The sequence below is a fragment of the Cyanobium sp. T1G-Tous genome, from assembly GCF_024345455.1.
GTDB lineage: Bacteria > Cyanobacteriota > Cyanobacteriia > PCC-6307 > Cyanobiaceae > Cyanobium_A.
Genome location: NZ_JAGQBD010000007.1, coordinates 50,680 through 64,075, shown reverse-complemented (window position 1 = coordinate 64,075; position 13,396 = coordinate 50,680). Strand labels below are relative to the sequence as shown.

Below are 13,396 nucleotides of genomic sequence, written 5' to 3'. Positions count from 1 at the left end.
CTTGGTGGGACTTGGGGCAAGGGTTCTTAGTAGCCGCTGCTGATGCTGATGCGGCGTTGTTCGCCGCCCTTTTCAATGACCGCCGTATCACCACTGGCAGAGCGCAAGCGCCAGCCGCTGCTGCCGATGCTCTCGCCCACGGCGGCGCTGGTAGAGCTACCCCCCAATTGAAAGATTGCTGAGCCGCTTTGCCCTGGCACCTGCACCACTCCCACGAGCTGGGGAGCGTTACCACCACCGCCACTATTGCCACCACCACCACTCGAGGCGCTGCCCCCAGGGCTGCTGGCTGAGCCGGTGGCAGCGGGTGCCGGACTGGTGATGCGGCTGTTGATGGGTACTTTGAGTACGTCCGCTGCTGGGGCGCTGCTGGCTGGCAGGGTTGCCAGCTCTTCCATCCAGGGTTCGCCTGGCGGCGGTGGGGGCAGCTCTCCGTCTTCCCCTGCCCCAACTGCGGTGGCTGCCTGGGCGGGCTCGTTTGCTTGGGCTGGGGTTGTGCCTGGCCCCATGGTGCGCAGCCGCTCGATCAGCAGCATGTTGCGCTCCTGGCGGATGGCCTGCTGGCTCTGGTTCCAGAGGCCGAGCACGGCCAGGGCCATTCCTGCTACCACCATCACCGTCACACTGGCGCCTGCCAGAAGCAGGCTGGGCTGGCGGCCAACCTGATCTGCAAGCCGCTGCAAGGGTTTGGCCGCCGAGGCTGGGCGGCGCCTTGCTGAAGCTGGCTTTGGTTTGGAAGTCGGTTGTTTAGCTGGGGCTGGCCTGGAGGCAGGGGGCTTAGACGCAGCAGAATTAGACGGAGCAGCGTTAGAGACTGCTGCTGGCGGCAGGTCGTGCAGCTCTACGGGGATGCTGCCGGCATCGGAAAATGCTGCAGGCGTGTCGCAGACCTCCACCTCAATCGGCTTTTCGGGTTCGAACACCCGATTGAGCACCTGCTCTGCCTTGAGCTCCCAGTAGGCCCGGGAGGTGGGTATGCCTCGTACCGGACTCACTTGCTGCTACCTCTTACCTAATGGGATCAAGATTACCGGCCCTTTGCTGACTTGACGAGTTTTGGCGTTTGCGTAGCTCCAGCCAGAGCAGCAGGGCCGTGACGTCGGCAGGGCTAACCCCGGGGATGCGGGCGGCTTGGCCGAGGCTGAGGGGTTGGATTGAGTTGAGTTTTTCGCGGGCTTCCTTTGAAAGGGTGGCAATGTTTGCGTAATCCACGTCTGCTGGTAAGGCCCGGTGCTCCTGCTTTTTCACCTGGTCGATCTGCTGCTGCTGACGGGCCAGGTAGCCGCTGTATTTGATGTCGATCTCAGCGCCCTCACGCACGTCGCTTGGCAACTCCGCCGGCGCCAGGCCTAGGCGCACCAGATCGCTGCTGTGGAAGCCGGAGCGGCGCAGCAGGTCGGCCAAGGTTATCGATCCCCTGATGGGCGCTTGGGTTTGGGTCTCCACGGCGGCGGCGGCAGGATCGCTGCCCTTGAGCCGCACCGATTCCAGGCGCTGTTTTTCGCCGCTGATGGCTTGTTGTTTGGCTGTGTAGATGGCCCAGCGCCGCTCGTCGATCAGGCCCAGCTCTCGCCCTAGGGGGGTGAGGCGCCGGTCGGCGTTGTCGCTCCGCAACACCAGCCGGTATTCACTGCGGCTGGTGAGTACGCGGTAGGGCTCGCGTAGATCCTTGCAGATCAGGTCGTCGATCATGGTGCCGATGTAGCTGCCCTCCCTGGGGAAGTGCACCGGCTCTTGGTCGCGCACCAGGCGAGCGGCGTTAAGGCCAGCCACCAGGCCCTGGGCCGCGGCTTCCTCGTAGCCGGTGGTGCCGTTGAGCTGGCCGGCGCAAAACAGCCCGGCTACCCGCTTGGTTTCCAGCGACGGCTTGAGCTGGGTGGCGGGCAGGTAGTCGTAGTCGACGGCGTAGGCGGGCCGCAGCATCACGCATTGCTCCAGGCCCGGCAGGGTGCGCAGCAGCTCGAGCTGCAGCCGCTCCGGCAGGCCGGTGGAGAAGCCCTGCACGTAAATCTCCGGGGTGTCGCGGCCTTCGGGTTCGAGAAAGATCTGGTGGCTTTCCTTGTCGGCGAAGCGCACGATTTTGTCTTCGATTGAGGGGCAGTAGCGGGGGCCCTTGCTGTCGATGAAGCCGCCGTAGATGGGGGTGAGGTGCAGGTTGTCGCGGATCAGCTGGTGGGTGGCGGCCGTGGTGCGGGTCATGTGGCAGCTCATCTGCTCGCCGCTCACCCAGGAGGCCGGATCAAAGGAGAAGAAGCGATCTACGGCATCGCTTGGCTGCTCTTCAAGTTGGTCGAGGGCGATGCTGCGCCGGTCTACCCGGGCTGGGGTGCCAGTTTTGAGTCGGCCCATTTGGAAGCCCAGCGCCTCGAGGGCTTCGCTGAGGCCAACGGCGGCCTGCTCTCCTGCCCGGCCGGCGCTCATCGACTGGTTGCCCACCCAGATCTGACCGCCCAGGAAGGTGCCGGTGGTGAGGATTACGGCGGCGGCGCCGTAGCTGCTGCCGAAGTAGGTGCTGATGCCGCTGATGCGGGCGTCCTCGCCGGGGGTGCCCGCCACCACCAGCCCGGTCACCATCGCTTCGCGCAGGGCCAGGTTTGGCGTGTGCTGCAGCAGCTGCAGCATCTGGCGGGCGTACTGGCGCTTGTCGGTCTGGGCGCGTAGGGCCCACACAGCGGGGCCGCGGCTGGCATTGAGCACCCGCTTCTGTAGGGCCGTGGCATCGGCCAGCCGGCCGATCACGCCGCCGAGGGCATCCACCTCGTGCACCAGCTGGCTCTTGGCCGGACCGCCCACCGCCGGGTTGCAGGGCTGCCAGGCGATGCGATCGAGGTTGAGTGAAAACAGGGCCGTGTTTAGCCCTAGCCGAGCGGCGGTGATGGCGGCCTCACAGCCGGCGTGGCCGCCGCCCACCACGATCAAGTCGAAGTGCTCGGTGCAGGGTTCGACGCACGTCTGGCTGGCTGGGGTGCTGAACGGCATTTGTTTATTTAAGAGCCAAACCTGCCTTTTTCAGTGCCAGTGTTTGCGGATCTCGCCGGCGAGGTAGCCCCAGAGCTTGGGCTGGAGTGGATGGCGCAGGATCGTGCGTTGGGGATGGCGCCAGGGGTGCAGCACTTCCTCGGGCTTGGGCCGGCCGTGGAATTTGAGGATTGTGCAGGCTTCTAGCTGGCTTCGGGCGGCGGCGGCATCGCGGCTGGCGAGCTTGCGCAGGACCTTGTAGGAGCGCACCAGCTCTTCAGGCCAATAGGCAAGAGCTGCCGGTGCCAGCTCCTGGAAGACACGGAAGATGAAGTTCTGGTCGCCAGCAAAATGTGCTCCGGCGTAGCGGCCCTCCTGCCAGCACTGCCACACCGCCTGGGTGTGGGCGTCGGGCCGGCACCACAGCACCGAGGAATTGAGGATCGGGTAGTTCCAGTCGCGCACGCCCATCAGGCTGGCGCTTGCGTTGCGGCCGAGCTCCACTAGGGGGGCTAGGTCGGCCCTGATCACCAGCGTGGAGTCGAGAAACAGGAAGGGATCGCTGCCCGTGAGGGCCTGATCAAACAGGCGCAGCTTGCTGAAATAGCCCCGCAGCCTGCCCTCCTCTAGGTCCTGTTGCACCAGCTGTTGATGGCTGGCGGACGGCTCGCCAAAGCGACCTGGTTCGGGCCTTTCGGTGTAGATGATGAAGTGATGGGGTTCACCCAACTGCCTGGCCACCATCGCCGCCAGCCGGCTCACCCAAAGATCGGGGTAGCGATCGCCGGTTTGCACCGTCACTACTTTGAGGGGCGCTTGCGTAGGCGGCACCGCTCAAGCCGCCAGGTTGCGGAAGCGGGTGAACTGCGGCTCAAACAACAGCTTGACTGTGCCCACCGGGCCGTTGCGGTGCTTGGTCACGATCACTTCGGTGATGCCCCGGTCGGGGGTTTCCGGGTTGTAGTACTCGTCTCGGTAGATCATCAGCACCAGGTCTGCGTCCTGCTCGATCGAGCCCGATTCGCGCAGGTCACTGAGCATCGGGCGCTTGTTGGTGCGCGATTCGACGCCGCGGCTCAGCTGGGAAAGGGCGATCACCGGCACGTTGAGCTCGCGGGCCATGCCCTTGAGGCCCCGGGTGATGCGGCTGAGCTCCTGCACCCGGTTGTCGGGGGTGGAGCCCTCCATCAGCTGCAGGTAGTCGATCACGATCAGGCCCAGCTCCTTGCCTGTTTCGGCCATGAGCCTGCGGCAGAGGGAACGCATCTCCAGCACGCCGGAGTTGGGTTTGTCGTCGAGGAAAAGGGGCAGCTGGCCGAGGCTGTTAATGCCCTGGCCCAGCAGGGGCCACTCCTCCTGTTGCAGCCGGCCGGTGCGCAGCCGTCCGCTTTCGATGCCCACCTCCATCGACAGCAGGCGGTAGGTGAGCTGCTCCTTGCTCATCTCCAGGGAGAACACACACACCGGCAGCTGGTGCAGCTGGGCGACGTTTTTGGCGATGTTGAGCACGATTGAGGTTTTGCCCATCGCCGGCCGGCCGGCCACAATAATGAGGTCGCTGCGCTGCAGGCCCTGGGTGATGGCATCAAGGTCGTAGAAGTTGCACGGGATGCCGGCCACGGCGGTGCCCAGTGAGCGGCTCTCGATCTCGTTGAAGGTGCTGGTGAGGATCTCGGCTGTGGGGGTGAGGCCGGTGCTGGGCTTCTCCTGGCTGATCGCGAAGATCTTTTGCTCGGCCTCATCGAGCACCTGCTCCATCGGCTTGCTCTGATCAAAGCCCAGGGCGATCACCTCGTTACCGGAGCGAATCAACTGGCGCCGCAAAAACTTGTCCATCACCAGGCGAGCCACCTGGTCGATCGAGGCTGTCGAGGTGATGCGCTCCACCAGCTCCACCAGCCGGCCCTGACCGCCAACCTTCTCCAGGGCACCGGTGTCCGCCAACCAGGCGCACATCGCCGTGAGGTCGGTGGGTTTGCCCTGGCTGTGCAACATCACCGCCGTGCGGTAGATCTCGCGGTGGGCGCCGAGATAAAAGGCCTCGGCCTGCAGCACGTCTGCGATGCGGCCGATGGCGTCTGGGTCCAGCAGGATGCCGCCCAGCACGGCCTCTTCAGCCTCGAGGTTCTGGGGCGGCACCGAATCGGGCAGGGCCTCAAAACGGGCTTCCGAGCGCCCGTCTGAACGGGATTCGCGGCTGCTGGATTGGTTGAGGGGAACGCTCACCATGATCTTGGGGGCGCTTAGCCAGGAGGGCAATCTTGAGCGCCGCGGCGCTATTTGGCCACCCCACGGGCCCTACCGGTGGGGGTTCAACACACAAGCTGCCCTATCCCTGGGGTTTCAACTGCTGGCTTTGGCCTCAGAAGCTGGCGACTTCCAGGTTGAGCTCGGCGGTGACTTCGGGGTGGAGTTTCACCTGAACCTTGTAGGAGCCGGTGCGGTGGATTTCGGGCACCGTGATGTCGCGGCGATCGACCTCTTTCTTGGTGGCAGCTTCGATCGCTTCGGCCACGTCACCGTTGGTAACGGTGCCAAACAGCACGTCGTCGCCGCCAGTCTGCTTCTTGACCGTGAAGCGGCCGATCGTGTCGAGGGCGGTGCGGAAGGCGATCGCCTCAGCCTTGAGGGCTGCCTGACGCTCCGCCTCCTTGGCGCGTCGCGCTTCCACCTGGCGCAGCACAGCTGCAGTGACGGGCTGGGCCTTGCCGGTGGGAACCAGGAAGTTGCGGGCGTAGCCGGGGGCTACTTCCACCAAATCACCGTTCTTTCCCAGGCTGAGAACGTCGGCGTTGAGGACGACTTGAACGCGCTTAGCCATGGCAAATAATTAGGAGATTGATCAAGACCCGATCCAACACCTTAAATCAGGGGGTGATCAGGCCTCAGGTCCGCTGAGGTGCAGCGGCTGCGGGCAGGCGTACGTGCTTGGCCAGGCCCAGGAAGCGCATCAGGCGGATGTGCTGCCAGGTGAGATCGATTTGGGGGCCAAAGCCGTGGCGAGCCGAGTGGGGAAAGGAGTGGTGGTTGTTGTGCCAGCCCTCGCCGAAGGTGAGCGCCGCGACCCAGGCGTTGTTGCGGGAGCCGTCACCGCTGTCGTGGGCAACGCTGCCCCAAAGGTGGGTGGCTGAATTCACCAGCCAGGTGCAGTGGTAAACAACGACCAGGCGCAGGGGGATGCCCCAGAGCACCAGGGCCCAGCCACCAGCGCCCGTGGCGGTGCCGATCCAAAACAGCAGGGCCGCTAGGGGCGCCTGCAGCAACAGGAAATTGGTGTTCAACCAGCGGTAGTAGGGATCTCTGGCGATATCGCCGGTGAACCTGGGCACGGCAGCCATGGCGGGGATGGGCTGGAGCATCCAGGCCATGTGGCTCCACCAGAAGCCCTTCAGGCTGGTGTGGTGGTCCACTTCCGTATCGGAAAACTTGTGGTGGTGGCGGTGCAGGCCCACCCAGTCGATCGGGCCGTGCTGGCAGCTGAGGGCGCCGCAGGTGGCGAAGAAACGCTCCAGCCACTGGGGTACCCGGAAGGCACGGTGGCTGAGCATGCGGTGGTAGCCGATCGTCACGCCCAGGCAGGCGGTGACCCAATAGAGCACCAGGAAGCTGGCCACGGCGGGCACGCTCCAGAACTGGGGCAGCAGGGCAACCAGCGCCAGCACATGGATGACGGCCATGAAGCCGATGGTGACCCAGGGGGTGGTTTTCGACCCCTGGGTGCTAGCGGCTTCGCCATGGCGCGGCCGGTGCAGGGCCTCGGCGCGGCGCTGGCCGCTGACGCCTTGGTTGATGAAGGCGGGCTTGCGGGTGGCAAGGCGCTGGGTGGCTGGTGCGCTGGGACTAACTGGTGCGGCCATAACGGACCGACTCCATACTGATCGGTAGAATAGTAGCAATACGGATCCATATCGCGTGGGATACCGGGAAGATCTCCTATCGGGCCGGGTCGCTTTTGCCCATCTGATCAAGGTGTGGCACGAGCGCAACGGCTGGTCGCACCGGGTGTTGCCGGCCCTGGCTGAGGCCCTCGATCTGGGCCGGGTCCACAACTCCCAGCTCTCAATGCTGCGCAACGGCAAGCTGGCCTCCCCCGGCCCGGAGGTGTTCCTGGCCCTTGGTCGTATCAATCAGCTGCTGGCCTGCGAGGTGCGTGGCGGCAGCCTGGGCGACGGCCTGCGCCAGCGCCTGGCCGACAGCCCCGAGCTGGTGGCGGCCCTGGAAACATCCGCCCTGCCCGTGCAGGACGAGGGCGCTCCGGTGCTGGGGCCCGGCGAACTGCTTGAGGTGTTTGTGGGCCTGCGCCAGCCGCCGGTGGCCTTTGATCTGCGTATCGATGCAGCCGAGGCGGTGCCCTTGAGTGCGGCCCTGGCCCAGTTGTTCACGGCGGGGCGGCCCTGGCGTTTGTGCCGCGAGCCGGTGCTGGCTGCCTATCCGGTCGAGAAGCGGCAGCGGCGGGAGCGGTTTGCCGAGGTGATGGCCGGCCAGCGCGATTTTTCGGCAGCTGAGCTCGACAGCGAACTCCCAGATCTGCGCCTCACCCTGGCTCGGCTTGGGGCGACGGGTGAGGCGGAGCTGGAGCCGGATCAGTTTCTTGAGCTGCTGCGCCAGCAGGCCAAAGCCATGGGTTTAACGGCTACCGGCGCCATGGCAAAACTGGATCTAGCCGCTGCCATTAGGCAGCAGCTCCAGGCTCCGCCAGCTAGCCCTTAGGAGGGGTTGTAGCTCGCTTCCCGCACTCGCTTAGCCCAGCCCAGCTTGCGCAGCAGCTTGATGTGCTGCCAGGTGATGTCGAACTCAAACCAGCGCAGGCCGTGGCGCGCTGAGTGGGGGAAGGCGTGGTGGTTGTTGTGCCAGCCCTCGCCGAAGCTCAGGATTGCCACCCACCAGCAATTGCGCGAAAGGTCGGGGGAATTGAAGTTGCGGTAGCCGCAGAAGTGGGTGGCTGAATTCACCAGCCAGGTGACGTGATACACGATCACCAGACGCAACGGGATCGCCCAGAGCACCAGGCCCAGGCCGCCGCCATGGACGCCGGCCAGCTCGCCATACCAATAGAGCGCGACGCCGAGCGGCAGTTGCAGCAGCAGAAACCAGCGATCCAGCCAGCGGTAGAAGGGGTCGCGCTGCAGGTCGCCGGTGAGCCGGCCCACGTGTTGCAGGGCCGGGATTTCGTGCAGCATCCAGTCGCTGTGGGCCCACCACAGGCCCCGGGCCGCGTCGTGGTGGTCGTTGGGTTGGTCGGAATACTTGTGGTGGTGGCGGTGCAGTCCCACCCATTCGATCGGGCCGCTCTGGCAGGCCAGGGCTCCCATCAGCACCAGGAGGTGCTCCAGCCACAGGGGCGCACTGAAGCTGCGGTGGGTCAGCATCCGGTGCAGACCCAGGGTCACCCCCAGCACGGTGGTCCAATAGAGCACCGCCAGCACCACCACGGCCTGCCAGCTCCAGAAGCGCGGCAGCAGGGCAAACACCGCACCCACGTGCATCGCCAGCATGAAGCTGGTGGTGCCCCCCTTGAACTTGCGCTGGCGGCCCGGCAGGGGTTGGCGCCTTTCGGATACAGCAGCGCGGATGCGCTGATCCTCAAGCGCGCTGGGTGTGGCCGCACCCAAAACTTGGGCCGAATCGGTGATGACTACCAAAGAACTCTCCGGGTGGTGCTCGCCCGATTCACGCCTGGGCAGCGGCGGAAATCTAGCTAGGCGTCGCCCGGCAACATGGGACTCCCTGAGGGTTAGGCAGATGGCGGATCCAGCGGAGGCCTTGGCCCGTCAGGCCGCCGAACGGGTGGCCGCTGCCGTGGCCGCCACTGCCGCTGCCGCCGCCCACCACACCAGCCAGGTGCAGCCCCGGCTGGCCCGGGTGCTTGAGGCTTTCGCCGCTGAGCGGCTCGGCACCCAGCACTTCGCTTCGGTGAGCGGCTATGGCCATGGCGACCAGGGCCGGGAGGTAATCGATCGGGTGTTTGCCCGGGTGCTGCAGGCGGAAGCCGCGGCCGTGCGACTGCAATTTGTCAGTGGTACCCACGCCATAGCAGCGGCGTTGTTTGGTGTGCTGCGCCCCGGCGACCGCCTGCTGGCCCTCACTGGCCGCCCCTACGACACCCTTGAGGAGGTGATTGGCATCCGCGGTAGCGGCCAGGGCTCCCTGGCGGAATTCGGCATCGCCTACGCCGAGCTGGCGCTCACCGACGCAGGCCTGGTCGATTTCGACGGCCTGGAGGAGGCCCTGGCGCTGCCCACCCGCATGGTGCTGATCCAGCGCAGCTGCGGCTACAGCTGGCGGCCGTCCCTGTCGGTGGCCCAGATCGGCCTGCTCTGCGAGCGGGTAAAAGCGCTCCAGCCCGGCTGCGTCGTGTTTGTCGACAACTGCTACGGCGAGCTGGTGGAGGCCCAGGAACCCACGGCGGTGGGGGCCGATCTGATTGCCGGCTCCTTGATCAAAAACCTCGGCGGCACCATCGCCCCCACCGGCGGTTACGTGGCCGGCCGGGCTGAGTTGGTCGAGCAGGCCTGCTGCCGGCTCACGGCGCCCGGCATCGGCGGCGAGGGGGGCACCAGCTTCGACCTCAACCGCCTGCTGGCCCAGGGGCTTTTCCTGGCTCCCCAGATGGTGGCTGAGGCCCTGATCTGCAGCGAGCTGGTGGCGGCCGTGTTCTCGGATCTGGGCTACGCGGTGCAGCCCCTGCCCGGTGCCCCCCGCAGCGATGTGATCCAGGCGGTGCGGCTCGGCGATCCCGAGCGGCTCAAAACCGTTTGCCGCGCCTTCCAGGCCGCATCACCGGTGGGCGCCTACCTCGATCCGGTGCCGGCGCCGATGCCCGGCTACGCCAGTGCCCTGGTGATGGCTGGCGGCACCTTCATCGACGGCAGCACCAGCGAGTTTTCCGCCGATGCGCCGCTGCGGGAGCCCTACGTGCTGTTTGCCCAGGGCGGCACCCACCGCGCCCATGCCCAGATCGCCCTGGAACGGGCCCTGGTGGCACTGGCGCAGGCAGGCCACCAGGTCTGATTACGCAGATCTCGCCGCTGGTTATCACTCCAGGGCCGACAGACTGGCGCCACCTTGCTGCTGCGTGATGGCGCTCCCCATCCCCGGTGATTGCCGCTACGCCGACAGCCACGAATACGTGCGCCCTGAGGGCGAGAGGCTGCGGCTGGGTCTGAGTGCCTTCGCCGTCGACCAGCTCGGCGACATCGTGTTTGTCGAGCTGCCTGCAGTGGGCGCCAGCCTTGTTCAGGGGGCCAGTTTTGGCAGCGTTGAATCGGTGAAGGCGGTGGAAGATCTGCTGGCGCCGGTGAGCGGTGTGGTGCTGGCCCGCAATGAGGCGGTGCTCGCTAGCCCGGAGGAGCTGCAGAACGATCCCTACGGTGAGGGTTGGCTGCTGGTGCTCCAGCCAGCTGATCCGGCCCAGCTCGCTGGCCTGCTGGATGCGGCCACCTACTCGGCCAAGGTGCAAGGCGCCTGATGGCAGCTGCGGACGCACTAGACCTCTCTTTTATTGGGCGCCATATCGGTCCGAGCGCCGCTGAGCAGCAGCGGATGTTGGCGGAACTCGGAGCGTCCAGCCTCGAGGCCCTGGCCGCCCAGGTGGTGCCCGCCGATTTGCTTCTAGATCCGGCGGCCTCGGCTGCGGGTTTGCCCGAGCCCTGCAGTGAGGCCCAGGCCCTGGCCGAACTTGCCGAGATCGCTGCGGCCAACCAGCTGCAGCGCAGCTTGATCGGCCAGGGCTACTACGGCACCGCCACGCCGGCGCTGATCCAGCGCCAGGTGTTTGAAAACCCCGCCTGGTATACCGCCTACACCCCCTATCAGGCCGAAATTGCCCAGGGCCGGCTTGAGGCCCTGCTGAATTTTCAGACCCTGATCAGCGAGCTCACCGGCCTGCCGATCGCCAATGCCTCCTTATTGGATGAGGCCACCGCCGCGGCCGAAGCCATGGCCATGGCCAGCGCTGTCTGCAAGCGCCCCGCTGCAGTGCGCTTTCTGGTGGATCGGGCCGTGTTCCCCCAGACCCTGGCGGTGCTGCAAACCCGGGCCGAGCCCCTGGGCATCCAGCTCGAGCTGGTGGCAGCCGAGTCGCTGGCTGCAGCCCCCATGCCAGCGGATGCTTTTGGTTTGCTGATCCAGCTGCCTGGCCGCCAGGGCCGGCTCTGGGATCCCAGCGAACTGCTGGCTAGCGCCCGCCAGGCCGGGGTGATCACGGCTGTGGCGATCGATCCCCTGGCCCAGGTGCTGCTGGAGCCGGTGGGTCACCTCGGCGCTGATATCGCCGTCGGCAGCGCCCAGCGCCTGGGGGTGCCGCTCGGTTTTGGTGGTCCCCATGCCGCTTTTTTTGCCACGGGCGAGCAGTTCAAGCGCCAGATCCCCGGCCGCCTGGTGGGGCGCTCGCTGGATGCGGCAGGCCAGCCGGCCCTGCGCCTGGCCCTGCAGACCCGCGAACAGCACATCCGCCGCGACAAGGCCACCAGCAACATCTGCACCGCCCAGGTGCTGTTGGCTGTGATGGCTGGCTTTTATGCCGTGCACCATGGCCCTGATGGCCTCGAGGCGATCGCCCGGCGCTTGCTCAGCCTGCGGGCGGACCTTGTGGCTGGCCTGGAGGCCCTCGCTCTGCCGGTGTTGCCGGGCCAGGGTTTTGACACGGTGTGGCTGCCCCTGCCTCCGGATCAGGCCGAGGTGCTGGTGGCCGCTGCCCTGGCGGCCGGCTTCAACCTGCACCAGGCAGAAGATGGCGTTGGCATCAGCCTTGATGAGCTGAGCAGCGCCGCGGAGCTGGAGCGGCTGCTGCTGGCGCTGGCTGGCTGCGCTGAGCCCTGGCGGGAGCTGGGCAACAGCCCGCCTTCTGGCCCGGCCATGCCCCTGCGCCAGCAGCCCTGGTTGCGGCAGAGCGTCTTCCACCGCTACCGCAGTGAAACCGATCTGTTGCGCTACATCCAGCGCCTTTCAGCCAAGGATCTATCTCTGGTGCACGGGATGATCCCCCTTGGCAGCTGCACCATGAAGCTCAATGCCGCCGCCGAGCTGGCGCCGGTGAGCTGGCCGGCCTTCAGCCAGCTGCACCCCTTCGCCCCGGCTGAGCAGGCCGCCGGATACCAGCTTCTGGCGGCGGATCTGGAGCGCTGGCTGGCGCTGATCACCGGTTTTGCCGGTGTGTCGCTGCAGCCCAATGCCGGCTCCCAGGGGGAATATGCCGGCCTGCTGGCGATCCGGGCCTGGCACCGCAGCCGGGGGGAAGCCCATCGCACCGTTTGTTTGATTCCCACCAGCGCCCATGGCACAAACCCAGCCAGCGCCGTGATGGCTGGCCTGCAGGTGGTGGCGGTGGCCTGCGACGAGGCCGGCAACATCGATCTCGCCGACCTGGAGGCCAAGGCCGCTGCCCACGCCGAGCAGCTGGCGGCGCTGATGGTCACCTATCCCTCCACCCACGGCGTGTTTGAGCCGGCTATTCGCCGTATCTGCGAGCTGGTGCACGCCCGCGGCGGCCAGGTGTACCTCGATGGTGCCAACCTCAACGCCCAGGTGGGCCTGTGCAAGCCAGGCCTCTACGGCGCCGATGTCTGCCACCTCAACCTGCACAAGACCTTCTGCATTCCCCACGGCGGCGGCGGCCCCGGCGTGGGCCCGATTGCGGTGGCATCCCATCTACTGCCTTTCTTGCCGGGTGCCGTAGGGGTTGAGTGCGGAGGGGTGGGGCCTGTGGCTGCGGCACCCCTGGGCAGTGCTTCGATTCTGACGATCAGCTGGATGTACATCCGCATGATGGGCGGCGCGGGCCTGCGCCAGGCCAGCCAGGTGGCCCTGCTGGCTGCCAACCTGCTGGCCGCCCGCCTGGAGCCCCACTTCCCCGTGCTCTACCGGGGCATGGGCGGGCGCGTGGCCCACGAGTGCATCCTCGATCTGCGGCCGCTCAAGCGCAGCTGCGGCCTGGAGGTCGATGACCTGGCCAAGCGTCTGATGGACTACGGCTTTCATGCCCCCACGGTGAGCTGGCCAGTGGCGGGCACGGTGATGGTGGAACCCACGGAAAGCGAGTCGCTCGCTGAGCTCGACCGCTTCTGCGCGGCCATGGTGGCGATCCGCCAGGAGGCCGCGGCGCTGGAGGCCGGCAGCGCCGATCCCCTCAACAACCCCCTCAAGCGAGCCCCCCACACCCTGGCCGCCGTGACTGCCGACCAGTGGGACAGGCCCTATACCCGCCAACAGGCGGCATTTCCGGCTGGTGAGGATCAGCGCCTATCGAAGTTTTGGCCGGCGGTGGCCCGGATTGACAACGCCTACGGCGATCGCAACCTGGTGTGCACCTGCCCGAGCATGGAGGAGCTTGCAGGGCAGGCGCTGGCAGAGCAGGAACTGGCCCAAGTGGTGGCAGCTGCCACTGTTCTTTAGTGCCGTCATGACGCACACTGTGCGGGCTTGACGCCTCTTAACAGGC

At 66.5% G+C, this 13,396-nt stretch carries 11 protein-coding genes; 4 read left to right on the top strand and 7 right to left on the bottom strand.

All coding sequences use genetic code 11. The annotated features are described in order from the left end of the window. Positions 1 to 26: 26 nt before the first annotated feature. From KBY75_RS06160 to KBY75_RS06135, 6 genes are all read right to left on the bottom strand, one after another. Complete coding sequence (locus tag KBY75_RS06160; RefSeq protein WP_255023345.1) at positions 27 to 995, bottom strand: hypothetical protein; 969 nt, start codon at positions 993 to 995, stop codon at positions 27 to 29. A 13-nt stretch (positions 996 to 1,008) separates the two neighbouring features. Further along, positions 1,009 to 2,979 carry a tRNA uridine-5-carboxymethylaminomethyl(34) synthesis enzyme MnmG gene (mnmG, locus tag KBY75_RS06155; RefSeq protein WP_255023344.1) on the bottom strand — a complete coding sequence of 657 codons (1,971 nt, stop codon included), beginning with the start codon at positions 2,977 to 2,979 and terminating at the stop codon, positions 1,009 to 1,011. A 30-nt stretch (positions 2,980 to 3,009) separates the two neighbouring features. Next, positions 3,010 to 3,789, bottom strand: a complete 780-nt coding sequence (locus tag KBY75_RS06150; RefSeq protein WP_255023343.1) for a hypothetical protein — start codon at positions 3,787 to 3,789, stop codon at positions 3,010 to 3,012. A gap of 3 nt (positions 3,790 to 3,792) precedes the next feature. After that, the gene (gene dnaB, locus KBY75_RS06145) at positions 3,793 to 5,187 is read right to left on the bottom strand and encodes a replicative DNA helicase (protein ID WP_106502691.1); all 1,395 of its coding nucleotides are present in this window, start codon (positions 5,185 to 5,187) and stop codon (positions 3,793 to 3,795) included. Positions 5,188 to 5,320: 133 nt separating this feature from the next. Beyond that, a complete protein-coding gene (gene rplI / locus KBY75_RS06140) occupies positions 5,321 to 5,779 on the bottom strand; it encodes a 50S ribosomal protein L9 (RefSeq protein ID WP_106502692.1) in 459 nt (152 codons plus the stop codon). A gap of 64 nt (positions 5,780 to 5,843) precedes the next feature. Beyond that, positions 5,844 to 6,815 carry a fatty acid desaturase gene (locus KBY75_RS06135; RefSeq protein WP_255023342.1) on the bottom strand — a complete coding sequence of 324 codons (972 nt, stop codon included), beginning with the start codon at positions 6,813 to 6,815 and terminating at the stop codon, positions 5,844 to 5,846. Between the two features lie 55 nt (positions 6,816 to 6,870). On the opposite strand from KBY75_RS06135, the gene KBY75_RS06130 reads away from it, so the two are divergent. Next, entirely contained in the window at positions 6,871 to 7,668 is a 798-nt protein-coding gene (locus KBY75_RS06130; protein WP_255023341.1) for a hypothetical protein, read from the top strand. On the opposite strand, the gene KBY75_RS06125 is transcribed toward KBY75_RS06130, so the two are convergent. After that, on the bottom strand, positions 7,665 to 8,570 hold the full coding sequence (locus tag KBY75_RS06125) for a fatty acid desaturase (protein ID WP_255023340.1): 906 nt from the start codon (positions 8,568 to 8,570) through the stop codon (positions 7,665 to 7,667). The two genes, KBY75_RS06130 and KBY75_RS06125, sit on opposite strands and share 4 nt — an antisense overlap. 130 nt (positions 8,571 to 8,700) lie before the next feature. Here KBY75_RS06125 and KBY75_RS06120 point away from each other — a divergent pair, with 130 nt between their 5' ends. The 3 genes from KBY75_RS06120 (at position 8,701) to gcvP (ending at position 13,350) form a co-directional block, all read left to right on the top strand. After that, positions 8,701 to 9,969 (top strand): methionine gamma-lyase family protein, encoded by a 1,269-nt coding sequence (locus KBY75_RS06120; RefSeq protein WP_255023339.1) that lies wholly within the window; start codon positions 8,701 to 8,703, stop codon positions 9,967 to 9,969. Positions 9,970 to 10,036: 67 nt separating this feature from the next. Continuing rightward, entirely contained in the window at positions 10,037 to 10,426 is a 390-nt protein-coding gene (gene gcvH / locus KBY75_RS06115) for a glycine cleavage system protein GcvH (RefSeq protein WP_254960702.1), read from the top strand. Further along, complete coding sequence (gene gcvP, locus KBY75_RS06110; protein WP_255023338.1) at positions 10,426 to 13,350, top strand: aminomethyl-transferring glycine dehydrogenase; 2,925 nt, start codon at positions 10,426 to 10,428, stop codon at positions 13,348 to 13,350. The genes gcvH and gcvP overlap by 1 nt, the downstream gene beginning before the upstream one ends. The last annotated feature ends 46 nt before the right edge of the window (positions 13,351 to 13,396 follow it).